This window comes from Micromonospora sp. LOL_014 (assembly GCF_048060245.1).
Lineage (GTDB): Bacteria > Actinomycetota > Actinomycetes > Mycobacteriales > Micromonosporaceae > Micromonospora_E.
Genome location: NZ_JBHMIP010000004.1, coordinates 213,714 through 236,903 on the forward strand (window position 1 = coordinate 213,714; position 23,190 = coordinate 236,903).

Annotated in this window: 20 protein-coding genes and 1 tRNA gene; 11 read left to right on the plus strand and 10 right to left on the minus strand. The window is 71.5% G+C overall.

Going from position 1 to position 23,190, the window contains the following annotated elements; genetic code table 11:
• Positions 1–123: 123 nt before the first annotated feature.
• Entirely contained in the window at positions 124–648 is a 525-nt protein-coding gene (locus ACFHW1_RS05705) for a MarR family winged helix-turn-helix transcriptional regulator (RefSeq protein ID WP_416556970.1), read from the plus strand.
• Here ACFHW1_RS05705 and thrC read toward each other — a convergent pair.
• The 4 genes from thrC to argS form a co-directional block, all read right to left on the minus strand.
• A complete protein-coding gene (thrC, locus tag ACFHW1_RS05710; protein ID WP_278171212.1) occupies positions 616–1,665 on the minus strand; it encodes a threonine synthase in 1,050 nt (349 codons plus the stop codon). The genes ACFHW1_RS05705 and thrC overlap by 33 nt on opposite strands.
• Before the next feature lie 40 nt (positions 1,666–1,705).
• Positions 1,706–3,010, minus strand: a complete 1,305-nt coding sequence (locus ACFHW1_RS05715) for a homoserine dehydrogenase (RefSeq protein ID WP_416556979.1) — start codon at positions 3,008–3,010, stop codon at positions 1,706–1,708.
• A 63-nt stretch (positions 3,011–3,073) separates the two neighbouring features.
• A complete protein-coding gene (lysA, locus tag ACFHW1_RS05720) occupies positions 3,074–4,459 on the minus strand; it encodes a diaminopimelate decarboxylase (protein ID WP_416556969.1) in 1,386 nt (461 codons plus the stop codon).
• A gap of 53 nt (positions 4,460–4,512) precedes the next feature.
• Positions 4,513–6,177, minus strand: coding sequence for an arginine--tRNA ligase (gene argS, locus ACFHW1_RS05725; RefSeq protein ID WP_416615012.1), 1,665 nt, complete (start codon positions 6,175–6,177; stop codon positions 4,513–4,515).
• A 105-nt stretch (positions 6,178–6,282) separates the two neighbouring features.
• Between argS and ACFHW1_RS05730 the strand changes: the two genes are divergently transcribed.
• From ACFHW1_RS05730 to ACFHW1_RS05745, 4 genes are all read left to right on the plus strand, one after another.
• Positions 6,283–7,167, plus strand: a complete 885-nt coding sequence (locus tag ACFHW1_RS05730; RefSeq protein WP_416556967.1) for a DUF3105 domain-containing protein — start codon at positions 6,283–6,285, stop codon at positions 7,165–7,167.
• A complete protein-coding gene (locus ACFHW1_RS05735; protein WP_416556966.1) occupies positions 7,164–7,910 on the plus strand; it encodes a DUF305 domain-containing protein in 747 nt (248 codons plus the stop codon). Before ACFHW1_RS05730 ends, ACFHW1_RS05735 begins: the two co-directional genes overlap by 4 nt.
• A 218-nt stretch (positions 7,911–8,128) precedes the next feature.
• A complete protein-coding gene (locus tag ACFHW1_RS05740; RefSeq protein ID WP_416615014.1) occupies positions 8,129–8,824 on the plus strand; it encodes a winged helix-turn-helix domain-containing protein in 696 nt (231 codons plus the stop codon).
• Between the two features lie 113 nt (positions 8,825–8,937).
• Positions 8,938–9,009 (plus strand) — tRNA-Arg (locus ACFHW1_RS05745).
• 24 nt (positions 9,010–9,033) lie between these two features.
• On the opposite strand, the gene ACFHW1_RS05750 is transcribed toward ACFHW1_RS05745, so the two are convergent.
• From ACFHW1_RS05750 to ACFHW1_RS05760, 3 genes are all read right to left on the minus strand, one after another.
• The gene (locus ACFHW1_RS05750; protein WP_416556964.1) at positions 9,034–9,297 is read right to left on the minus strand and encodes a Txe/YoeB family addiction module toxin; all 264 of its coding nucleotides are present in this window, start codon (positions 9,295–9,297) and stop codon (positions 9,034–9,036) included.
• A complete protein-coding gene (locus tag ACFHW1_RS05755; protein ID WP_416556963.1) occupies positions 9,294–9,569 on the minus strand; it encodes a type II toxin-antitoxin system Phd/YefM family antitoxin in 276 nt (91 codons plus the stop codon). Before ACFHW1_RS05755 ends, ACFHW1_RS05750 begins: the two co-directional genes overlap by 4 nt.
• Before the next feature lie 233 nt (positions 9,570–9,802).
• Complete coding sequence (locus ACFHW1_RS05760) at positions 9,803–11,296, minus strand: fibronectin type III domain-containing protein (RefSeq protein WP_416615016.1); 1,494 nt, start codon at positions 11,294–11,296, stop codon at positions 9,803–9,805.
• A 289-nt stretch (positions 11,297–11,585) separates the two neighbouring features.
• Here ACFHW1_RS05760 and ACFHW1_RS05765 point away from each other — a divergent pair, with 289 nt between their 5' ends.
• Positions 11,586–12,629: a hypothetical protein gene (locus ACFHW1_RS05765; RefSeq protein WP_416556961.1), complete on the plus strand. Its 1,044-nt coding sequence runs from the start codon at positions 11,586–11,588 to the stop codon at positions 12,627–12,629.
• Between the two features lie 77 nt (positions 12,630–12,706).
• Here the strand turns inward: ACFHW1_RS05765 and ACFHW1_RS05770 are convergent, their stop codons facing one another.
• From ACFHW1_RS05770 to ACFHW1_RS05780, 3 genes are read right to left on the minus strand one after another with little or no spacing between them, the layout of a single operon-like run.
• Positions 12,707–13,171, minus strand: coding sequence for a hypothetical protein (locus tag ACFHW1_RS05770; RefSeq protein WP_416556960.1), 465 nt, complete (start codon positions 13,169–13,171; stop codon positions 12,707–12,709).
• Positions 13,146–13,817 (minus strand): RNA polymerase sigma factor, encoded by a 672-nt coding sequence (locus ACFHW1_RS05775; RefSeq protein ID WP_416556959.1) that lies wholly within the window; start codon positions 13,815–13,817, stop codon positions 13,146–13,148. The genes ACFHW1_RS05770 and ACFHW1_RS05775 overlap by 26 nt, the downstream gene beginning before the upstream one ends.
• On the minus strand, positions 13,814–15,133 hold the full coding sequence (locus tag ACFHW1_RS05780; RefSeq protein ID WP_416556958.1) for a S8 family peptidase: 1,320 nt from the start codon (positions 15,131–15,133) through the stop codon (positions 13,814–13,816). Before ACFHW1_RS05780 ends, ACFHW1_RS05775 begins: the two co-directional genes overlap by 4 nt.
• Before the next feature lie 190 nt (positions 15,134–15,323).
• On the opposite strand from ACFHW1_RS05780, the gene ACFHW1_RS05785 reads away from it, so the two are divergent.
• The 5 genes from ACFHW1_RS05785 (at position 15,324) to ACFHW1_RS05805 (ending at position 23,170) form a co-directional block, all read left to right on the plus strand.
• Complete coding sequence (locus tag ACFHW1_RS05785; protein ID WP_416615018.1) at positions 15,324–18,035, plus strand: CHAT domain-containing protein; 2,712 nt, start codon at positions 15,324–15,326, stop codon at positions 18,033–18,035.
• 269 nt (positions 18,036–18,304) lie between these two features.
• Complete coding sequence (locus ACFHW1_RS05790; protein ID WP_416556956.1) at positions 18,305–19,792, plus strand: FGGY family carbohydrate kinase; 1,488 nt, start codon at positions 18,305–18,307, stop codon at positions 19,790–19,792.
• 59 nt (positions 19,793–19,851) lie between these two features.
• Complete coding sequence (locus ACFHW1_RS05795) at positions 19,852–20,520, plus strand: DUF2291 family protein (protein ID WP_416556955.1); 669 nt, start codon at positions 19,852–19,854, stop codon at positions 20,518–20,520.
• Entirely contained in the window at positions 20,517–22,067 is a 1,551-nt protein-coding gene (locus tag ACFHW1_RS05800) for a sugar ABC transporter ATP-binding protein (RefSeq protein ID WP_416556954.1), read from the plus strand. Before ACFHW1_RS05795 ends, ACFHW1_RS05800 begins: the two co-directional genes overlap by 4 nt.
• Positions 22,064–23,170 (plus strand): ABC transporter permease, encoded by a 1,107-nt coding sequence (locus ACFHW1_RS05805; RefSeq protein WP_416556953.1) that lies wholly within the window; start codon positions 22,064–22,066, stop codon positions 23,168–23,170. Before ACFHW1_RS05800 ends, ACFHW1_RS05805 begins: the two co-directional genes overlap by 4 nt.
• Positions 23,171–23,190: the final 20 nt, after the last annotated feature.

Consider the following 23,190-nt stretch of genomic DNA (forward strand, 5'->3'; position numbering starts at 1 on the left):
CGGCGGGACGACGGGAATTAATTCGACCAAGGCTAACAGTTAGCGTCACACAAAGTTGTTGGGATAACGTCTGCGCACGGCGGGCAGCCGGCCCGCCACCGTGCCGGACCAGAGGGAGCGCAGGTGGCCCAGCGGGACGAACTGATCGACCAGATCATGGCGACCCATCGCCGGCTGCAGCTCCTGTTCGCCTCCGACCGTTCCGACCCGCTGTTCGACTCACACCTCACCGTGCCGCAGCTGAAGATACTGCTCCTGCTCTACCTGCACGGCAGCGCCTCGGGGCAGGAGCTTAGCCAGGTGCTCGGGGTACGGATGGCCACCGTCACCGGCATCGTCGACCGGCTCGCGGCCCACCGGCTGGTCGGCCGCCGGGAGGACCCCCGGGACCGGCGGGTCCGCCGGATCGAGCTGACCGACGACGGGCGGCAGCTGATGGACCGGATCGTCACCGCCGGCACCGACCGCCAGGCCCGGCTGTTGGCCCGGCTGGACACCGACGAGCTGCGTACCGTAGCCGTCGCGACCCGGCTGCTGGTCGACGCCGCGGAAGCCGACCTGGCCGAAACCGACACGGCCCAGGTCGAGCCGCGTCACACCCGACCGGCGACGTCCTCAGGCCAGGTCGAGAGCACGGGCCGCGAGTAGCGGATCATTGCCGATGGTGGTCGGCGCCGGAGCGGTGGAGATCGCCCACTCCGGGTCCTTCAGACCGTGCCCGGTGACCGTGCAGACCACGGTGGCACCGGCCGGTACCTTGCCGGCGGCGGCGGCCTGCAGCAGCCCGGCGACACTGGCCGCGCTGGCCAGCTCGACGAAGACCCCGACCTCCCGGGCCAGCAGCCGGTACGCCGCCAGGATGTCCCGGTCGGTGACCGCGTCGATCAGACCCCCCGAGGCGTCCCGGGCGTCGAGCGCCTTGGTCCAGCTCGCCGGGTTGCCGATCCGGATCGCGGTGGCGATCGTCGACGGCTGGCGGACCACCTCGCCGGAGACGATCGGGGCGGCACCCGACGCCTGGAAGCCGTACATCTTCGGGGCGCGGGTGGCGTTGCCGGCCTCGACGTCCTCCAGGTAGCCCATCCAGTAGGCGCTGATGTTGCCGGCGTTGCCGACCGGAAGGCAGTGGATGTCCGGGGCGTCGCCGAGCCCGGCGACGATCTCGAACGCGGCGGTCTTCTGCCCGTGCAGCCGGAAGATGTTCACCGAGTTGACCAGCGCCACCGGGTAGTCCTGAGCCAGCTTGGCCGCCATCGACAGGCAGTCGTCGAAGTTGCCGTCGACCTGTAGCAGGCGGGCACCGTGCACCAGTGCCTGGGCGAGCTTACCGAGCGCGATCTTGCCCTGCGGCACGAGCACCGCGCAGGTCAGGCCGGCGCGGGCGGCGTATGCGGCGGCCGACGCGCTGGTGTTGCCGGTCGAGGCGCAGATGATCGCCTTGTTGCCCTCCTCGACCGCCTTGGAGACCGCCATCGTCATGCCCCGGTCCTTGAACGACCCGGTCGGGTTGGCCCCCTCGACCTTGAGGTAGACGTCGGCGCCGACCCGGGCGGAGAGCACCGGCGCGGGCAGCAGCGGCGTGTTGCCCTCGTAGAGGGTGATCACCGGCGTGGCGTCGGTGACCGGCAACCGGTCCCGGTACGCCTCGATCAGACCCCGCCACATGACAACCTCCTCGGTTCGCGCCGGCACAGCGTACCGGCGGCTACTGGCCGCCCTCGACCCGCAGCACGCTGGCGATGGAACGGACGACGTCCAGGCCGCGCAGCTCCTCGACGGTGGCCGCGAGGGCGGCGTCCGGCGCCCGGTGGGTGACGATCACCAGGCTGGCGTCGGCGTCCCGGCCGGACTGGCGCACGGTGGCAATCGACACGTCGTGCCGGGCGAACACCCCGGCGACGGCGGCCAGCACCCCGGCCCGGTCGGCCACGTCGAGGCTGATGTGGTAGCGGGTGACCGCCTCCCCCATCGGCCGGATCGGCAGGTCGGCGTAGGCGGACTCGCTGGCCGTGTGCACCCCGGCGAGCCGGTTGCGGGCCACCGCGACGATGTCGCCGAGCACCGCGCTGGCGGTCGGCGCCCCACCGGCGCCCCGGCCGTAGAACATCAACTGCCCGGCCGCGACCGCCTCGACGAAGACCGCGTTGAACGCGTCGCCGACGCTGGCCAGCGGATGGCTGCGCGGGATCATCGCCGGGTGGACCCGGACGCTGACCGACTCGGCGCCGTCGGCACCCGGGCCCCGCTCGGCGATGCAGAGCAACTTGATGGTGCAGCCCATCGCCTTGGCGCTGGCCATGTCGGCGGCGCTGACCTCGGTGATCCCCTCGCGGTGCACGTCGTCGGCGCCGACCCGGGTGTGGAAGGCCAGCGAGGCCAGGATGGCTGCCTTGGCGGCGGCGTCGAACCCCTCCACGTCGGCGGTCGGGTCGGCCTCGGCGTACCCGAGGGCGGTCGCCTCCTCCAACGCCTCGGTGAACCCGGCCCCGGTGGCGTCCATCGCGGAGAGGATGAAGTTGGTGGTGCCGTTGACGATGCCGGTGACCCGGGTGATCGAGTCGCCGTGCAGCGAATCACGCAGCGGGCGCAGCAGTGGGATGGCGCCGGCCACCGACGCCTCGTAGAACAGGTCGGCACCGCCCTCGGCGGCGGCGTCGTGCAGGGTGCCGCCGTCCTCGGCGAGCAGCGCCTTGTTGGCGGTGACCGCGCTCTTGCCGCTGCGCAGCGCCTCCACCAGCCAGGTCCGGGCCGGTTCGATGCCGCCGACCACCTCGACCACCACGTCGACGTCGTCCCGTTTGACCAGGCCCAGCGCGTCGGTGGTGAACAGCGCCGGGTCGACCGGCAGGTCACCACGGGCCCGGTTGGGCCGGCGGACCGCGACCCCGGCGATCTCGATCGGCGCCCCGACCCGGGCAGCGAGGTCGGCGGCCTGCTCGTGCAGCAGCCGCACCACCTCGGAGCCCACCGTGCCGCAGCCCAGCAACGCCAGCCGTACCGGCTTACCCATGCTCACCCCATACCTCGCGACCGCGCGCCGCGCGCTATCCACGTCGTCCCGCCGCCTGCGGCGCTATCCCACGTCCAGTGCCAGCAGATCGGCCTCGGTCTCCCGACGGACGATCACCCGGGCCGCTCCGTCGCGGACCGCGATAACCGGCGGCCGGGGCACATGGTTGTAGTTGCTCGCCATGCTCCGGCAGTACGCCCCCGTGCCCGGCACCGCGAGAAGATCTCCCGGCTGCACGTCGGCGGGCAGGAATTCATCCTTCACCACGATGTCCCCGGACTCACAATGCTTTCCCACGACCCGGGCGAGGATCGGCGCCGCGGTCGACGCCCGGGAGGCGACCGTCGCCGAGTAGGAGGCGTCGTAGAGGGCGGTACGGATGTTGTCGCTCATCCCACCGTCGACGCTGACGTAGCTCCGGATGCCGTCGACGTCCTTGACGGTGCCGACCTGGTAGAGGGTGAACACCGCCGGGCCGATGATCGCCCGGCCCGGCTCGACCGACAGGTGCGGCACGGCGAGCCGCAACGCCTCACACTCACCGTCGACGATCTTGTTCATCCGCTTGGCCAGGTCGTGGGCCGGCGCCGGGTCGTCCTGGGTGGTGTAGGCGATGCCGAACCCGCCGCCGAGATCCAGCTCGGGCAGCTCGACGCCGCGCGCGTCGCGGATCTGCGCCTGCAGCGCCAGTACCCGCCGGGCGGACACCTCGAAGCCGCCGGCGTCGAAGATCTGCGAACCGATGTGCGAGTGCAGCCCACACAGCTCCAGCACCCCCTCGTCGAGAATCCGGGCGGCTGCCTCGAACGCCGCCCCGCCGGCCAGGGAGAAGCCGAACTTCTGGTCCTCGTGGGCGGTGGCGATGAACTCGTGGGTGTGCGCCTCGACCCCGACGGTGACCCGGACCAGCACCTTCGGCCGGACGCCCCGGTCCCGGGCCAGGGTGGTCAGCCGGTCGATCTCGTCGAACGAGTCGACGATGATCCGGCCCACCCCGGCGTCGAGGGCCCGGGTCAGCTCGGCGATGCTCTTGTTGTTGCCGTGCAGGCCGATCCGCTCCGGCGGCATCCCGGCCGACAGCGCGACGGCCAGCTCACCGCCGGTGCAGACGTCCAGGTGCAGGCCTTCCTCGGCGACGATACGCACCACCGCCCGGCACAGGAACGCCTTGCCGGCGTAGTAGACGTCCTGGCCGGCGAAGGCGGCCCGGAAGTCGCGGCAGCGGGCCCGCAGGTCGTCCTCGTCGAGCAGGTACGCCGGGGTGCCGTACTCGGCGGCCAGGTCCCGCACGTCCCGGCCGCCGACGGTGATCGACCCGGTGTCCGTCCGGGTCACCGTCCGCGGCCACAGCTGTGGCAGCAGAGTGTTGACGTCGTCGGGGGTACGCAGCCAGCCCGGCCCCCGGCTGCCGAGGTCACCGTGCAGGGCCCCGGCCTCGTGTGCGCGCACGGCTCTACCGTCCTTCGTCGTTCATGGATCTGAGTCTGGGTCTGTCGGCCGGGTCACATCCGCTCGGGCGCCGAGACGCCGAGCAGGTCCAGGCCGTTGGCGATCACCGTACGGGTGGCGTCGTTGAGCCACAGCCGGGCCCGGTGCCGGTCGGTGATCTCCTCGTCGCCGAGCGGCATGATCCGGCACTTGTCGTAGAACCGGTGGTACGCCCCGGCCAGCTCCTCGAGGTAGCGGGCGATCCGGTGCGGTTCGCGCAGGTCGGCGGCGGAGGCGACCACTCCCGGAAACTCGCCGAGCGCCTTGAGCAGCTCATTCTCCTTTTCATGGTCGAGCAGCTCGGGCCGGAAGTCGTCCGGTGCGCCCCGCTGCAGCCCCACCTCGGCGGCGTTGCGGGCCACGCTGGCCGTCCGGGCGGCCACGTACTGCACGTAGAAGACCGGGTTGTCGTTCTTGGCCCGGGTCCACCGCTCCACGTCGATGTCAATCGGCGAGTCGGACGAGTAGCGGGCCAGCGCGTACCGGGCGGCGTCGACGCCGATCGCCTCGACCAGGTCCTCCAGGGTGACCACGGTGCCGGCCCGCTTGGACATCCGCACCGGCGTCCCCTCACGCACCAGGTTCACCAGCTGCCCGATCAGGATCTCCAGAGTCTGATCCGGGTCGTCGCCGAAGCAGGCCGCCATCGCCCGCAGCCGGCCGATGTAGCCGTGGTGGTCGGCACCGAGCATGATCACGACCTGGTCGAAGCCGCGCTCCCGCTTGTCCAGGTAGTAGGCGCAGTCGGCGGCGAAGTAGGTCCACTCGCCGTTGGACTTGCGCAGCACCCGGTCCTTGTCGTCGCCGAAGTCGGTGCTGCGCAGCCAGGTCGCGCCGTCGCGATGGTAGGTGCGCCCCTGCTCGCCCAGCCGGGTCAACGCCAGCTCCAGCTCACCCCGGGCGTGCAGGTCCTTCTCGTTGAAGTACGTGTCGAAGTGCACCCCGAACCCGGCCAGCGACGCCTTGATCTCGTCGAACATCAGCGCCACGCCCTCGACCCGGAACAGCTCCCGGGCGGCGTCGTCGTCGAGGTCGCGGACCTGCGGGTGCTTGGCTGCCACGGCACCGGCGATGTCGGCGATGTACGCCCCGCCGTACCCGTCCTCGGGCGCCGCCTCGCCCCGCGCGGCGGCCAGCAACGACTTGGCAAACCGGTCGATCTGGGAGCCGGCGTCGTTGAAGTAGTACTCGGTGCCGACGTCGGCCCCGGTGGCCCGCAGGATCCGGGCGAGCGCGTCGCCCACGGCGGCCCAGCGGGTGCCGCCGAGGTGCACCGGGCCGGTCGGGTTGGCCGAGACGAACTCCAGATTGAGCCGGCGGCCGGCCAGACGCGTGCTGTGGCCGTACTCCCGGCCGGCCAGGACCACGGTGCGGGCCAGCGCCCCGGCGGCGGCCGAGTCGAGTCGGATGTTCAGGAAGCCCGGCCCGGCGATCTCCACCGAGGCGATCCCGTCGGCCTCGCTGAGCGCGGCGGCCAGCGCGGCGGCCAGCTCACGTGGGGCGGTGCCGACTCGCTTCGCCAATTGCAACGCCAGGTTCGAGGCGTAGTCGCCGTGGTCGGGGTTGCGTGGGCGCTCGACGGTGACCACGTCGGGGAGTAAAGATAGATCGAGGTCACGGTCGACGAAGACCGACCGGGCCGTGGCGCGGACGAGCTCAGCGAGATTGGCGGGAGTCACCAAAGCATGTTACCGGGGGTAGACTCGTGGCCTTGGCGGCGACCCTCACCTGCTGTGTCCCCGCTGAATGCCCCTTGACCGACCGACCTGACGAGGCACCACACCATGAGCATAAGCACCCAGGGTGGCGACAACCGCAACCCCTCCGTGGTCAGCACCGGCAAGCCGGCGGCCGGCGGCAAGCCCCGGACCGACGATAAGGCCGCGGGCAAGCCGGCGAAGGGCAAACCGGCGAGCGGCCGGGGCGGTGGTGCCACGGCCGCCCGGACCGGCGGCGGCAAGACCAGCGGCAAGGCCGGCAAGGGCGGCCGCAAGCCGGTCAAACCGGTCAAGGTCACCCAGGAGCGCAACTGGGGTCCGATCGCGCTGATGGTCGGCGTCGGGGTGCTGGCCACCGCGATCATCGGGTACGGGGCCTACGCGGTCTCCCAGGAGGCCCGGTCGTGGCAGGACCGCGCCTCGGACATCACCGAACTGGTCAACTACCGGGAGTCCAACCCTCCGGCGCTGGACCCGATGGCCGGCAAGCAGTCACACGAGTGGGGCCCGCTGGAGTACGAAATCCAGCCGCCGGTCGGCAGCAGCCACAACCCGAACTGGCAGAACTGCATGGGCGACGTCTACGACGCGCCCATCGCCAACGAGCATGCCGTGCACAGCCTCGAGCACGGCGCGGTCTGGCTCACCTACCAGGAGGGTCTGCCCGCCGACCAGGTCGAGACGCTGGCCGGCAAGATTCGGGGCAACGAGTACACAATGATGAGCCCGTTCGAAGGCCTGGAGTCGGCGGTCTCGCTGCAGGCGTGGGGTTACCAGCTCGCTGTCGACGACGTCAACGACCCGCGGATCGACGAGTTTATTCGGGCGCTGCGCCAGAACGCCACCGTCGAGCCGGGCGCCACCTGCTCCCGTGGGATCACCGCCACCGGCACCACCCCGCGCGATATCGGCACCCAGGAACAGCAGATGGACGGCGGCGCTGGGTCATGACCACCAGGACGAAGACGGACGCGATGGCCGACGCCGCGCGGGAGCCCGTCGACGGGCCGGCGACGCAGGACCGGCCGGCCGACCCGGCCGGCGGGGATCCGACCGATCCGCCGCACGGTGGCGATGCGGCCGCAACCAGCCGTCCTGGCCGGTTCGGCACCGCGTGGCTGGCTGCGGCCGTCGTGGTCGGTCTCCTGCTCGGGTACGCCGCCGGCCTGCTCACCCCCGGTCTACTGCGTCCCGGCGACACCTCGCCGGAGGCCGGGTTCGCCCGGGACATGTCGACCCACCACGCGCAGGCCGTGGAGATGTCGATGATCGTGCTGGAGCGCAGCGAGAACCCGGCGGTGCGAACCCTCGCCAGCGACATCGCGCTGACCCAGCAGAGCCAGATCGGCATGATGCAGACCTGGCTACGCGAGTGGGGCCTAGAGCCGACCGGCACCCAGCCCCGGATGGACTGGATGGAGACCACCGGCGAGTGGGCGGTGGTCGACGGTCTGATGCCGGGGATGGCCACCGACGCGCAGCGCGCCGAACTGAGGGCGGCGACCGGCGCCGAGGTGGACCGGTTGTACCTGTCGCTGATGCTCACCCACCACCTGGGCGGCATCCACATGGCCGACGGGGTGCTCGAGCTCTCCGACGACGAGGACGTGCGCTGGCTGGCCGAGTCGATGGTGAGCGGCCAGCAGAAGGAGATCGAGCTGATCCGTACCCTGCAGTCCAAGGTCGGCGGCTGACACCACACCACCCGACGGCGGCCCTACGCCTGCCAACTTCACCCGCCCGTCCCGGCCTTCGCTGGGGCGGGCGGCGTCGTATCTGCTCGACTCCCGATACACTCGGTCAGGTATGTCTGTTTATACCATGACTTCGCGTGCTTTGCCGGACTCTACCGTCTCAGACGTTTTCTAGGCACATATCGCTACCGTCCTGATACAGCCTCGTTGGTCCTGACGTGGGGGCACTTCTTAGCGATACTCGGAGATCGATCACGAGCTGGTGCCGACGGCATACGCTCGGCGGTGACGGCGCGGTGGCGGCCCGCCGTCGCGGATCACCCACCGGTGACGCTGGCGGGCTGACACCGGAGCAGGAACTCGAGCTGATCGACCTGTTGCGGGGCCGATGGCCGGAGGACCACGCGCTGGACGACGAGCTGTGGAGCCGGCGTACCGTCGCGACGCTGATCGAGCGGCGGTTCGGGCTGACGCTGAGCCCGACCGACGTCGGCCACTACCTGGACGCCTGGGGGCTGGCACCCCGGCGGCCGGAGGAACGCGCCTGCGGGCTCTGCGTCGATGCGGTCAACGAGTGGGTCGAGCGGGTCTACCCGACGGTGCTGCACGCGGCCCGGGCGCACCGGACGGACCTGTGGTGGCTCGGGCGGACCCGGCTGCACGGCACCACCCCGGCCGCCGACGTGCTGTCGGCCGCCTCGGTACGCGGCCAGGTCCGGTTCATGATCCTGACCCCGTCGATAGATCCGCCGCTGCCGCGCGAGTTCCTGCTGCGGCTGTGCGGACCGGACCGGCGCGGGGCGCATCTCGTGGTGGACGGCTCCTGGGCCAGCTCCGAACTGCCCCGCCGGTTGCCCCGGAGCATCGTCACGCACCTGCTGCCCAGCTGCGCCCGCCCGGCCCGGTCGGCCTGAGCAACTCCGGCGTCCCGGCCGGCGACCGGACCACCGCGCCGGCCGGGACCGGACACGGCGGATACCGATTCGGCGACCCGGTGCTGGGTTTGCTAATCTTCCTGGGTCGCTGAGCCCCCGTAGCTCAGGGGATAGAGCACCGCCCTCCGGAGGCGGGAGCGCAGGTTCGAATCCTGCCGGGGGCACTTCACAGGACTGCGCCGCGCCGGTCAGTCGCTGTAGTGGTACCGGGCCTTGATGATCTTCACTTCCTTCTCGTCGGCCCGGTACACCAGGCGTTGTTCGTCATCGATCCGCCGCGACCAGTAGCCGGACAGGTCGCCTCTCAGGGGCTCCGGCTTGCCGACACCGGTAAACGGGTCACGCTGGATCTCGCCGATCAGACGGGTGATCCGGCGCGCCTTCTTCCGATCCGAGGCGAGCCAGAAGAGCAGGTCCTCCCATGCGTCGGGGTCGAAGTTGACCCCCCTCACTCCTCGCCCCCGGCCAACTCCCGAAGCTCGTCCATGGTCTTGGCAATCGAGGGGCCGCCCGCTCGGTCCCGGGCGACAGCTTCCATGAGCCGCCTCGCATTCCCGGGAGACCGAAGCAGGTACACGGTTTCTTGCCAGGCGTCGTAGTCCTCCGCCGACATGAGCACCACGTCCCCGCTGCGCGAGCTGATGCGTATCGGGTCGTGGTCGTCGTTGACCCGCTCGATAAGGGGGAACAGGCGCTGCCGTGCTTCGCTTGCGCTGATGGACATGGTTGCGCTCCTTCCAGCCGGTACAGGAATACGGTACCACTGTCGTACTGGAATCTTGTACGACTCCTGCTGCTGAGTGGCAGCGTACGCGGATGCCGAGCTTGGCCGCAGCAGGTGGGAACGACCCAGTACCAGCGCGTCACACGACTTCACCCGACTCGTCTGGGCCCTGTCGGACCCGCCCGCCACGTGCCCGACCTCGGCCGGAACCCGCTTGGGCGGCGTCGCCTGCGCTACGGCGGCGGATAGAACATGCCCTGCGCGGTCACCGACGGACTGGCCGCCGACTCGTTGCCGGCGGCGTCGACGGCGACCACCGTGAACGTGTGCCAGGTCGCCCCGCCCACCGGCAGCGTCAGCTGGGTCCCGTCGGTCTCGCCGACGACGGTCGCGCCCTCGTACACCCGGTAGCTGACGGCAGGCTCGCCCCCGGTGGAGGCGGACCACGCCAGGGTGAGCCGAGCGTCGGTGGGCCAGGCGCCGGGGGCGTTGCCGGTCACCTCGAGCGACGCCGGCGCCGCCGGCCGGGCGGCGGGACCGGGCGCGGTGGTGACCCGCACCTGGGCGGAGCGCGGGGTCTCGCCACAGGACCGGGGAAGGGTCGCGCTGACCCGGTAGACATGCCGGGACGCCGACGGCAGCCCGGAGACCACCGTCTCCGGGTAGCGGGAGGTGGCGACCGCCGTGTCACCGTCCCAGACGGTGTACGAGGTGGCGACGGCGTCGAAGGTCCAGCCCAGCCGCACCGACGACGGGGAGAGCGCGGTCGCCGCCAGCCCGACCGGCCGGGGCGGACTGCTCAGGCAGGTCTCGGTCCCAGCCGACACCGCTGGGCTGTGCGCCGACTCGTTGCCGGCGGGATCGAGCGCGGCGACGGTGAAGCGGTGCCAGGTGGCGTGGAAGAGCCGCTGGACGGTGACGGTGGTGCCGACGCTGGAGGCGACCCGGGTGCCGCCCTCGTAGACCGCGTACCGGTCCGGCGGCGCTCCGGCCGGCGCGGTCCAGGCCAGGCTGATCGTGGTGTCGGTGCGCCCGGTGACTGTCAGGCCGGCAGGCGGGGCGTGCCGCGCGGGATCGCCGGCGGCGGTCGTGGCGCTGGTCGAGCCGACCAGTTCGGTGGATCCGGGGCTGCACTGGTCGAGCCGGAAGAGCCGGATCTGGTGATCGGTGGCGGGCGCCAGACCGCCGACCCGGGCGCTGGTCAGCGACGTCCAGCCCAAGCTGACGCCGTTCACCCGCAGGTCCAGCTCGCCGCCGAGCGGGTGCCGGGGCCAGGAGAGCGAGACCGCCGACGCGGTGGCGGCGGTGACGGTGATCGGCAGGGTCGGGGTCGGCAGGCACTCCGGGTTGACCCCGGAGAGCCAGGAGCGGCCGGTTACCGGGTCGGTCGGCGCCGACTCCCGCCCGTGCCGGTCGACGGCGGTGACGGTGTACGTGTGCGACGAGCCGAAGGGCACGTTCATCGTCGTCGAGGTGGTGCTGGTGCGGGCGACCACGTCTCCGCCCTCGTACACCCGGAAGGAGTGGACCCGTGGCCCAGTGGGCGGTTGCTGCCAGGTCAGGTTGATCGCGACGCCGTTGGTGCTGGCCCACAGCGCGGTCGGGGTCGTCGGGCCGGCCGGTCCGTCGTACCGCGCGACGGCGGGGGATGCGCCGAGCGCGATGGCGGCGATGAGCGCGGCGCTGGTCAGCGCGGCGGCGCCGCGCCAGTGGGACGGGGTGGGCATGACTTCCCTCCATTGACACCGATCGTCATCGACTTCGATCGATGACACCTAGGGAACCCGTGCGTCGGCACCATGTCAAGCGCGGGCCACACTGGCGGAGATCACTGCGGCTCGCACCCGTCACGGAACGACCGCCCTGCCCGAGTTTCCGACTGATTTCCACCATCTGACAACGAACCGAGCCCGGCCAAAGTATTTTTCAGCGTCGATCCCTCTCGGTAGAAGTGTCCACCCCGCGACCGTCGGCACCACGGCGGTCGCCACACTCCTACCCCTTCGGGAGGAAACCTTGTCCACGCGCCTGAGGCAACGCGTACGCAGATCCACACTCGCACTGATCGGCACGGCGACGCTGGCGCTGCTGCTCCCGGTCACCTCGGCCACGGCGGCGGCACTCGACCGCTCGACCGACCGCGGTGCCGCCGCCGCACCCGTCGACGTCTACATGAAGGACCATCCGGCGGACGTCGGCATCCAACCGCACGGGCTGAGCCCGATCTGGGCGAGCCCTGACATCAAGGTATGCCCCACCGCCGTCGAGTGCGCGACCAGCCAGAACCCGATCGTCGGGCAGACCAACTACATCTTCATCAAGCTGCGCAACCCCGGCCCGTACGGTTCCGGTGGCATGGAGCAGGGTGAGATCCACGTCTACCGGACCACGCCGGGCGGCGGCGCGACCTGGCCCACCCACTGGACCGAGATCGGCTGGATGACGGTGCCGGTCTACGCCGGAGTCACCACCGTTACCATCCCCTGGAACGGTGTCCCCGGCCCGGGGCACTTCTGCCTGCTCGCCCGCTGGGTCTCCCCCAACGACCCGATGACCTTCGAGGGTCCGAGCAACAGTGTGAACACCCGGCAGAACAACAACATCGCCTGGCGCAACGTCGACTCGGTGGCGCTGTCGACCAACGGGCAGACCGAGGTCCGGCCGTTCGCGATCGGCAACGTCCTGCGGCAGCCGACCCGCAACAGCGTGGTCTTCAGCGAGGACGGCGCGCCGCTGCGTACCGCCGGTGGACGGCTCGTGGTGGATCTCGGGCCGACGTTGTTCGCCCGCTGGGTCGAGGGCGGCATGGCCGGCAAGGGCATCCGGGAAGCGGGCCGCAACCGGGTGGAGATCGTCGACCCGGGCCAGGCCAGTCTGGACAACCTGATGCTACGCGGCAACGAACGGCTGACCATGCGGCTGATGTTCACCGCCACCAACCCGGTCGAGAAGCCGATCGCCGTGATGGTGACGCAGTTCGGCCCCGATGCGGACGGTTCCGACCGGGCCGACCTGGGCGGTGTGCGCTACGACGTAACCGTCAACAAGCAGGACCGTTAGCCACCTCGGAGGGCAGGGACGGAGGTGGCGTCCGGGACCCGTGACCTCCGTCCCGACGAGGTTCCGGATCTGCTGGCTCAGCGCAGGCTGACCCAGCAGGTCCGGACCTTGTACGTCGCGGTGCTGGCCCGCAGCTGCACCGGGCCGGTCGGCGGTACACCCATCGAGAAGAATCCGGCCTCGTCCACCGGCACGTCCTCGTACTGCCCGGCGGCGGACCGGGCGCTGAGCCGGCCCGGCGCGGCCGGGGAGAGCTGCCCGACCGCCCCGCTCGCGGTGACCTCGACGGCGAGGACCACCGGACCGGACCGAAAGGTCAGGGTCCGGTCGGTACCGCCGGACCGGGTCGACCCGACCGGCTCCAGGTCACAAGCCGAGTCGAAGGTCAGCTCGGCGACCGCCAGCTCGGCGTCGACGGTCCGCCAGCTGAACGCGGCCAGTGCCGCGGCCAGGAAGTGCTCCGGCACCGGTCCGGAGTCGCGCAGGGCGGCACCCAGCTCGATCAGCAGCTCGTCGTCACTGTTTGGTGGCCACTGCCGCATCACGTTCACCTCCGTTCCCCTGCTGCTCCCCGGGCGGGCCGATCCTGACGTACGGGGCGAGGGCTGGGCAGTTGCGCAGCTTCGCCAGGCATCGGGCCTGGGTCGGGCCGACACTTCCAGTGGGCATGCCGAGTTGCTCGCCGATCTCACGGTAGCTGGCCGGCGGGTCGGCGACGAGTAGCGTGAGCAGTTCCCGGCAGCGCGGCGGCAACTCGGCGAGCGCGTCACGCAGCGCCTGGCGCCGCTCGTCCCGGAGCAGATCCTCGTCGGGAGTCGTCCGGTCGACCAGCCGGAAGACGCCGACATGCGCGTCGGTCGACTCGTCGTACGGGTCGAACGGCTGCGTACGCCGACCGAGCCGCAGCATTCGGTGACACTCCCGTCGGGTGGTGGTCACCAGCCACGCGGGCAGAGCGTGTGCCTCGCGCAGCCGGCCGAGGTGCTCGACCAGCCGCAGCCAGACGGTCTGGTTGACGTCGGCGGCGTCGGCGTGGCCGAGCCCGTAGCTGCGGATCACCGCCGCCACCAGCGGGCCGTACCGGTGGACCAGCGCGGCCCAGGCGGTCTCGTCGCCGGCGGCGGCAGCGGAAACCAGGTCGGGGACGGTAGCCGGCGCCGGGTCGGGGATGGCGTCGGGGCTGCTCATTCAACCAGCACGCCGTAGTCGGGGTGCCAGGCCGGACCGGCGGTCAGCACCGCCGCGGCGGCCGCCGCGTCCAGCCCGGTGCCGGTCATCAGGGCGGCGAGCCGACCGGAGACGTGGCCGGTGGCGAAGGAGGTGCCGGCCCAGGCGGCGAAGCCGTCGAAGTGCAGCACCGGCTGGCCGGGCAGTACCATCTCCCCGTCGACGTACGTGCTGGTGCGGTCGCCGTACGTGCTGGCGTCCACCCAGGAGCCGTGGCTGCTGTAGTCGGCCGGCACCGGGACGCCGTCGGTCGCGTCGAGGGCGGCGACGGCCAGCACACCGGACAGCGCCGCCGGCCAGGACGGGCGGCTGGTGCCGGCGTTGCCGGCGGCGGCGACCACCGCCGTCGTCTTGGGCAGCGCGGCGACGGCGTTGGCCAGCGGCAACGGCTGCTGGTCGTGCTGCGTGAAGTAGCCGAGGGAGAGGTTGATGACCGACACCTGCGGACCGAGCCGGCCGATCGCGGCGATCAGGCTCTCCTCGTCGCCGATGCCGTTGGCGTCCAGTGCCGACTCCGGGTCGACCCGTACGCCGGGGGCGGCCTGCCGTACGACACCGGCGACGAAGGTGCCGTGCCCGCCCTGCAGTGCCAGTTGGGTGCCGCCGAGGTACAGCGGGTCCTCGTCGTCGGTCTCCGGCAGGTAGCTGCCGCCGAGCCAGTCCGGGTGCACGTCGCCGGCCAGCCGCCAGATGCCGGTGTCGCAGACGCCGACCGTCACGTCAGCCCCTTCACCGAGCCGGGCCGGGTCCGGCGGTGGCAGCGCGGCCGCGGCCCGTGGTGGCCCGTTGGGGTTGCCCATGATGTTGCCGAATCCGAGCAGGACGTGGTGCGGCTGCACCTGCGGGGCCCGCCCGCCGGGCCACTGGCGCGGGTCGCGGAGCTGGTCGACCACGGCCGGGACGTCGGTTTCCCGGCCGAAGCGCAGTCGGCCGACATGAGCGAAGCCCTCGTCCTCGGTGACCTGGTGGCCGTTGGCGCGCAGCCGGGCCGTCACCCGTTCCATGTCGGCCGGGGCTACCAGGAGTTGCCGGGGACGGTAGAGGAACTCCGCGCCGGCTGCCGCGGTGTGCCGCCGTACCGCCGGGTGGGCGGCCAGGGTCTCCAGGAACGCCCGTTGGTAGCTCTGGTCGAGGGACGGGTCGACGGGTCCGGGCACGCCGGTCCGGCCGGTCAGGCGTGACCAGTTGGTCGTCGGGCCGAGGGGCAGCAGCGCGGCGGCCAGCGCGGACCACCCCATCAGCCGCCGACGGGAGACCTGCCCGGGAAGACCCGGCATGGGGTGACGGTGGTCGGACGACACCTGACCCTCCAAGCGGGTGGGAGACGGGGCCGGCACCACGAGGGCGACCACAGAAGGTTACGGGACCGACACGACTATTTCAAAGGATAGTTAGGTGTCAATTAAATGACTGGCGGCCGGGTGCCGGCGTTGACCTAGGGCGCACAGGTGGGGAATTCTCTCTCTCGTGACCGAACGCACCGATTCCGGTGTCGACCTGGCACAGCGGGCCCTGGACACCGTCCAGCGCTACCCACACGAGGCCATCTCGATCGCCCACCGGGTGCTCGCCGATGCACCTGACGCCCGCACCCGGTCCACTGCGGAACGTGCAATCGGACTGGCGTTGCGCGAGCTCAACGACCTGACCGGCGCGGCACGCCATCTGCGCCGGGCGGTACGGGCTGGGGACGACGCCCGGCTGCGGGCGCTGGCCCGGATGAGCCTCGGCTACGTCCTGGCCAGTGCCGGTCGGACCACCGCCGCGCTGCGGGTCGTCACCCTGGCCCTACCGCAGCTGACCGGCGCCGACGCCGGCCGAGCCCGGATGCAGCGCGGCGTGGTACTGCACTACCGGGGCCGGTTCGACGAAGCGGTCCGCGACTACGACCATGCGGTGGAGATCGCCCGCCGCGAGGGCGACCTGCTGTTGGAGGCGCGCGCCCGCAACAACCGAGGGCTACTCAACGCCCACCTCAACGCCGGCGCCGGAGACCCCGATGCCGATGACGGAGACCCCGACGGTCCGTCCGATGGCCGCCGTACGGCTCGCGGTGGCCGGGGCCCCGACGACGACCTGAGCCGCGCTGCGGCCATCTTCAGTCAACTCGGGCTGGACCTGGCCGCCGCCGACGCCCGGTGGAACAGCGGCATCGCCGCCGGACAACGCGGCGACGTGGCCGGCGCGCTGCACTGCTTCGCCGAGGTCGACACCGAGTACCGCCGGCTCGCGGTGCCCCGCCCCGCGCTGCTGCTGGACCGCTTCGAGCTGCTGCTGTCCGTTCCCTTGATCGACGAGGCGGTCGCGGTGGCCGAGACCGCCGTGACCGAGCTGCGCCGGCTCGGGATGGCCTCCGACCTGGCCGAGGCGCTGCTCGCCCAGGCGCGTGCCGCGCTGCTCGCCGGCGACCTGGCCACCGCAGCCGACACCGCCGGTGCGGCGCGCAGCCGGTTCCGACGGCAAGGCCGGCGGGCCTGGGCCACCCTCGCCCGGCACGTCGAGCTGCGGGCCGGGTACGCCCGGGGTACCCGGTCCCCCGCACTGCTCGCCGCGATGATCCGTACCGCCGACCAGCTCGACGCCACCGGCTGGCCCGGACCTGCGCTGACCACCAGGATCGAGGCCGCCCGGCTGGCCACTGCGCTGGGCCGGCACAGCCGGGCGGTCGAACTGCTGGAGGTCGCCGCGGACGCCCGGCGGCGGGGTACCGCGCCCCGCCGGGCCCAGGGGTGGTACGCCCTGGCGTTGCGCCACCGGCTGGCTGGCGACGAGTCCGGGGCGGCCCGTGCGCTGCGCCACGGTCTGGCGGTACTCGACGGGCACCGCGCCTCGCTCGGCGCGACCGAACTGCGGGCCAACAGCGGGACGTACGGCAAGGAACTGGCCGCCGAAGGCCTGGACATCGCCGTCCGGCGGGGCGCACCGGCGCAAGTGCTGACCTGGGCGGAGCGGTGGCGGGCCAATGCGCTACGGATGCGACGGGTCTCACCGCCACCGGACCCGGACCTGGCCACCGCGCTGACCGAGCTGCGGATGGTCAGTGCCGCACTTGAGGACGCGTTGTTGGCCGGTAACCCGGTCCAGACGCTACGCGGCAGTCAGGCCCGGCTGGAGCAGCGAATCCGGGAGCTGGCCCGAGGGGTCAACGGTGGCGGCGAACTGCACGCGCCGCCCGGGGTCACCGACCTCGCCGCGGCGCTCGGTGCCGCCGTACTGCTGGAACTGGTGACGCACGGCGGGCGGCTGCTCGCGGTGCTGGTCCGCGACGGCCGGCCGACGCTGCACGACCTCGGACCGCTGGCCGACGCGGTACGGGCGGCCCGGCTGCACCGGTTCGGGTTGCGCCGGCTGGTCACCACCGGCGACAGCGCCGACGCCCGGACCGGGGTACGGCACACCGCCGGCGCGTTGGACCGGCAACTCTTCGATCCGGTACGCGAGCTGATCGCCGACCGTCCGCTGGTGATCGTGCCGATCGGCGAGCTGCACGCCGTACCGTGGTCGGGTCTGCCGACCTGTGCGGGCCGGGCGGTGACGGTGGCGCCGTCGGCGACGGCGTGGCTGCGGGCCGCCGGCCGGCGGTCCGGCGGGGTGGACCCGCAGCCGGCCGGCGGGCCGGCGGTACTGGTGGCCGGGCCGCGACTGCCGGCTGCCGAGACCGAGGTGCGGCAGCTCGGTGCGGTGCTGCCCGGCTCCCGCGTGCTCACCAGGGCCGCCGCCACCGCCGACGCGGTAACCGGGGCGCTCAACGGCACTGGGCTGGCGCACATCGCCGCGCACGGGCGGTTCCGGGCGGACAACCCGCTGTTCTCCACGCTGGAGCTGGCCGACGGACCGTTGACCGCGTACGAACTGGAGCGAATTACTAGTCCGCCCGGTTGCGTGGTGTTGTCGGCCTGTGATTCCGGGCTGGCCGGGGTCCGCCCCGGCGACGAGGTGATGGGCTTCACCGCGGTGCTGCTGGCGCTGGGCGCCCGCTGTCTGATCGCGACGGTGCTGCCGGTGCCGGGCGAGCTGACCACCGCGCTGATGCTGGAGTTGCACCGCGAGATGCTGGCCGGGCATGCGCCAGCGGTGGCGCTGGCCCGGGCACAGCGGGCGTTCGCCGCGGACCCGGACGGTGCGGTCGGGGCCCGGCACGCGACGGCCGCCGCGTTCGTCTGCTTCGGCGCCGGTTGAGCCGAGGTGCCGTCGGCCGCTCCGCCGTTGGCGTTGCCGAGGGGTCGCCCAGTTCGCCTGCCACCGTAGCGGACCTCCGGTTAGCTGACGAGCGACGCCGCTGGCCGACCCCGCCGGTCTCACCCAGCCTGCCACTGACCGGTGAACGCCGCCAGCGGACACAGATCGTGCAGTAACGGGTACGCAGCCGGCTCTTGACACGTGGTGGTCACGGGGCCGTAACCTGATGACACTTGATTCAATAGTGAATAGATATCCAGAAGGTGACGATGGACACGATCCTGTCGGTGGACCAGGGCACCACCAACACGAAGGCGTTGCTCGTCGACGGTTCCGGGACGGTGCTCAGCCGCGCGTCGGCCTCGGCAGGCGTCACCTTCCCTCGCCCAGGCTGGGTCGAACAGGACGCGGAGGAGCTGTGGCGCAGTGTCCTGATCGCGGTACGGGACTGCCTCGACGCCGCAGGTGGCCCGACCCCGACCGCAGTCGCCGTGTCCAACCAGCGGGAGTCCGTCGTCGGGTGGGACCGCCGCACCGGCCGGCCAATCGGCCCAGTGCTCAGCTGGCAGGACGCCCGAGCGGACGACAAGTGCCGGCAGCTGACCGCCGCCGGGCTGGCCGAAACCGTACGCCAGCGGACCGGACTGCCGTTGGACCCGATGTTCTCCGCGCCCAAGATGGCCTGGCTGCTGGCGGCGGCAGGCCTGACCGAACCCGGTGCGGCAGAACGGGCCGGGATCGTCGTGGGCACGGTCGACGCCTGGCTCGTCTGGAACCTCACCGGTGGGGCAGTGTTCGCCTGCGAGGCCGGCAACGCCTCCCGAACGCTGCTGTACGACCTCACAACGCTGGACTGGGACACGGACCTACTGACCGCGTTCGGCGTACCCCGCGCGGTTCTGCCCCCCGTGCGCGCCTCCGACGCGGGCTTCGGGGTCACCGCCGACCTCGGCGTACTGCCGGCGAAGCTGCCGGTCGCCGCAGTGCTTGCGGACTCGCACGCCGCGCTGTACCAGCACGGCTGTCACCTGCCCGGTACAGCGAAGGCCACCTACGGCACCGGGACCTCCGTGATGGCGGCGGTCGCGCACCCCGACGTCCCGTCCGCCGGGGTGGCCACAACGCTGGCCTGGCTGACGGACAAGCCGACCTATGCCCGAGAGGGCAACATCATCGCGTCCGGCGCCGCGCTCGCCTGGATGGCCCGTACTCTCGGCCTGCCCGACGTAGGGCAGCTGGAGAAGGTCGCCGACGCGGTCGACGACGCCGACGGCGTGCACTTCGTACCGGCGTTCTCGGGTCTCGGCGCCCCGTACTGGGACCGGTCCGCGACCGGCATCCTCACCGGTATCACCGGCGGCACCGATCGGGCCCACTTGGCGATGGCTGCCCTGGAGAGCGTCGCCCACCAGGTCACCGACGTGCTCGAGGCGATCGAGGTCAACTCGACCGCGATCGACATGCTGCACACCGACGGTGCCGCCACCGCCAGCGGCCGGCTCATGCGGTTGCAGGCCGATCTGCTGGGCCGGTCGGTTCGGGTGGCCGACGCGGTGGACACGTCCGCGCTGGGCGCCGCGACGCTCGCCCGGCAGTCGCTCGGCCTGGCCGACGCCGACGCGGCGGTGTCTGCAGGCATGCTCGTCGAGCCCACCATGGCGGCCGAGGCCCGGGGTCGGCGCCGCACCGAGTGGGCCGCAGCCGTTGCGCGGTCCAGGGTCGGCCGGGTGTCTGACCTTCCGGACATCGGCGACTGACCGACCCGCACGAGCCGCGACCCGTCCGCGACAACCCCGACGAGAGGAGCACCTTCGCGATGACGCAGACAACCCGACAGTCCGCCGTAGCGTTGCTACGCCGTCCCTCGGTGATCGGCGGTACGTGCCTGGTGGCGCTGCTGATCGCGATCGCGTCCACCACCAAGGTGGTCGATGCGGAGGAAGCCGCCGTCGCGGGTGCGGCGCAGCAGTTCGACGCCGCCGGGTACGCCGCACAGCGCTACGACACGGAGGTGGTGCCGGCCATCGAACAGAACGCGGTCGACATCGCCCAGCTGCTGGAGGCGGTCACGGCCGACCCGGCGGCGGCCGGGCAGGAGTACGGGCACCGCGACGGCCCGAACGCCCGCTACGCCTTCGCCGCCACCGGCACCGGCGTGGCCGGACCGGTCGCGGGCACCCTGCTACCACTGCAGATCGACGGGCTGCCCGAGGGGGTGCAGGTGAGTTTGCAGGTCGGGCCAGCGATCAACGGCACCGCGCTACGCGATGCCGCCGGCTTCATCACCTTTGACCAGTTCCTCAACCAGCTGGAGTACGCCGACGCCGCCACCGAGCTGAACAACCAGGTGAAGGCGAAGGTGCTGGCGGGGTTCGACGCCGAGGCCGCGGTTGGCAAGCAGGTGTCGTTCGTGGGTGCGTTCACCTACGGCAGCAACCCGGAGCTGATCCAGGTGACGCCGGTCGAGCTGGCGGTGGCACCGTGACCACCGCCGGTCCGGTCGTGATGCGTACCCGTGCGGTCAGCAAGGTGTACGGCGGCACTCAGGCGCTCACCAGGGTCGACTTCAGCGTCCGTGCCGGCGCCGTCACCGCCCTGTTCGGCGAGAACGGCGCCGGCAAGTCCACCTTGATGAAGATCCTGGCCGGGGTGGAGACGCCGTCGAGCGGGGTGATCGAGATGGACGGCACGCCGGTGACGTTCCGGTCTGCCGTTGACGCCGTCCGGCACGGGGTCGCGATCATTCACCAGGAACTCAACCTGTGTCCGAACCTCAGCGTCACCGACAACTTGTTCCTCGGACGTGAGCGCACCGGGCGCGGAGGCCTGCTCGAAACTCGGGGGCAGCGGCGAATCACCACGGCCCTGCTGGACCGGCTGGAGGAGCCGATCGACCCAGACGCCCTGGTCGGTGACCTGCGCCTAGGTCAGCAGCAGATCGTCGAGATCGCGCGTGCGATCTCGCTCGACACCCGGGTTCTGATCATGGACGAGCCGACGTCCGCGCTGAGCGCGGCCGAGGTCGAGGTGCTGTTCCGGGTCATCCGCGAGCTGACCGGCAATGGCGTGGCGATCGTCTACATCTCCCACCACCTGGAGGAGGCGCTGGAAATCGCCGACGACGTCGCTGTGCTGCGCGACGGAGCGCTCATCGCCACCGACGACGCCGCCAACGTCGACCTGAACTGGATCATCGCGAACATGGTTGGTCGTAGCCCGGACGACCTGTACCCGAGGCTGACGACTCCGGCGGGCGAGCCACTGCTGCGGATCCGCGGCGTGAGCGTCGTGGACGCGACCAACCCGGCTCGCCTAGCCGTCGACAGCTTGGACCTGACCGTCCACGCCGGCGAGGTGGTCTGTCTGTACGGGTTGATGGGCGCTGGCCGTACCGAACTTCTGGAGGCGCTCGCCGGCCGGCTACCGCTGCACACTGGATCGGTCACGGTAGCCGGCCAGGACGTCGCCTCGGCGGGCATCGCCGAGCGGATCGACCTAGGGCTCGTACTGGTTCCCGAGGACCGGCAACGGGACGGCCTGGTGCAGACCATGTCGGTCGGCGAGAACCTGTCACTGGCGGCGATCCGGCGGCTCCGGCTCGGGCCGCTCATCGCCCGGGCGAAGGAAGCCGGCGCGGTCGGCCGAACGATTGCCAGTGTCACGGTGAAGGCCGCCGGCGCCGGTGCGGCGATCACTTCACTGTCCGGCGGCAACCAGCAAAAGGTGGTGATCGGCAAGGCGCTGCTGACGGAGCCGCGGGTGCTGCTGCTGGACGAGCCGACCCGGGGTATCGACGTCGGCGCCAAGGCGGACATCTTCACACTGATGGCGGACCAGGCCCGGCAGGGTGTCGCGGTGCTGTTCGCCACCTCAGAACTGGGCGAGGCGCTGAACGCCGCCACCCGGGTGGTGGTGATGTACCGCGGCCGGGTGGTGCAGATCCTGGACCCGGCGACCACCAGCAAGGAGCAGCTCATGGCGGCCTCCGGCGAGGCCACGCCGCCGCCACCGTCGAATGGAGCGACCGCATGACCAGCATCCGCACCAGCGAGCCGGCCACCGCGACGGCCGGCGAACGCCGGCCGACGGTGCGATCGGGACCGAGCTGGACCCGCCGGCTGGGCGACGCAGCCCTGGAGCTGCGGGCGTTCATCGCCCTCGCCGTCATCGTGGTCATCTTCGCTTCGCTGTCCGACACCTACCTGACCAGCAGCAACCTGATCACGATGACCCGCCATGTGGCGATCAACGCCATTCTCGCGCTGGGCATGCTGTTCGTCATCCTCACCGGCGGAATCGACCTGTCTGTCGGCTCGATCGTGGGGCTGTCCGGCATCGTCGCCGGGGTGCTGCTGCAGGGCTGGGAGATCAATTCCTTCGACGTCGTCCTGTACCCGCAGGTGTGGGCGGTGATCGTCATCTCCCTCGCGGTGGGGATGCTGGTCGGCGCGGTCAACGGACTGCTCGTCGCACGATTCAACCTGGCCCCGTTCATCGCCACCCTCGGCATGCTGTACGTGGCGCGCGGCATCGCCATGCTGATCTCGGACGGCGCCACGTTCCCCCGGCTCGAAGGCAGCCCGGAATTGGGCAACACCGGCTTCGGCTTCCTTGGTCGCGGCCGACTGCTCGGTATTCCCACCTCAATCTGGATCATGGTGCTGCTGGCCCTGCTCGCGATGGTGCTGATCCGACGGATGCCGTTCGGGCGCTGGTTGTTCAGCGTCGGTGGCAACGAGCGGGCGGCCGAACTGTCCGGCGTACCGATCCGCAAGGTCAAGATGTGGGTCTACATGCTGTCCGGATTCTGCGCCGCCATGGTCGGTCTGATCATCGCCTCGGAGCTGACCTCGGCCGCGCCACAGTCCGGGGAGACCTTCGAACTCAACGCGATCGCCGCAGTAGTGATCGGCGGCGCGTCCCTGGCCGGCGGGCGGGGCACGGTCCGTGGCGCGTTGGTCGGCGCATTCGTGATCGGCTTTCTCTCCGACGGCCTCGTGATGGTCGGAGTCTCCACGTTCTGGCAAATCGTGATCAAGGGAGCGGTAATCATCCTCGCCGTACTGCTCGATCAGGGCCAGCAACGCCTGAAACGTTCCTCTGCGGCTACGGCGGCGAGGCAGGCATCCCCGTAGCCGTCCCCATCCCCCACAAA

Bases quoted from the DNA above. Each gene is read 5' to 3' on its own strand.
- thrC (WP_278171212.1), bottom strand. From the start codon at position 1,665: ATGTGGCGGGGTCTGATCGAGGCGTACCGGGACCGGTTGCCGGTCACC.
- ACFHW1_RS05795 (WP_416556955.1), top strand. From the start codon at position 19,852: ATGACGCAGACAACCCGACAGTCCGCCGTAGCGTTGCTACGCCGTCCC.
- ACFHW1_RS05755 (WP_416556963.1), bottom strand. From the start codon at position 9,569: ATGTCCATCAGCGCAAGCGAAGCACGGCAGCGCCTGTTCCCCCTTATC.
- ACFHW1_RS05805 (WP_416556953.1), top strand. From the start codon at position 22,064: ATGACCAGCATCCGCACCAGCGAGCCGGCCACCGCGACGGCCGGCGAA.
- ACFHW1_RS05780 (WP_416556958.1), bottom strand. From the start codon at position 15,133: ATGCCGGGTCTTCCCGGGCAGGTCTCCCGTCGGCGGCTGATGGGGTGG.
- ACFHW1_RS05790 (WP_416556956.1), top strand. From the start codon at position 18,305: ATGGACACGATCCTGTCGGTGGACCAGGGCACCACCAACACGAAGGCG.
- ACFHW1_RS05775 (WP_416556959.1), bottom strand. From the start codon at position 13,817: ATGAGCAGCCCCGACGCCATCCCCGACCCGGCGCCGGCTACCGTCCCC.
- ACFHW1_RS05715 (WP_416556979.1), bottom strand. From the start codon at position 3,010: ATGGGTAAGCCGGTACGGCTGGCGTTGCTGGGCTGCGGCACGGTGGGC.
- ACFHW1_RS05760 (WP_416615016.1), bottom strand. From the start codon at position 11,296: ATGCCCACCCCGTCCCACTGGCGCGGCGCCGCCGCGCTGACCAGCGCC.
- ACFHW1_RS05735 (WP_416556966.1), top strand. From the start codon at position 7,164: ATGACCACCAGGACGAAGACGGACGCGATGGCCGACGCCGCGCGGGAG.
- ACFHW1_RS05730 (WP_416556967.1), top strand. From the start codon at position 6,283: ATGAGCATAAGCACCCAGGGTGGCGACAACCGCAACCCCTCCGTGGTC.
- ACFHW1_RS05770 (WP_416556960.1), bottom strand. From the start codon at position 13,171: ATGCGGCAGTGGCCACCAAACAGTGACGACGAGCTGCTGATCGAGCTG.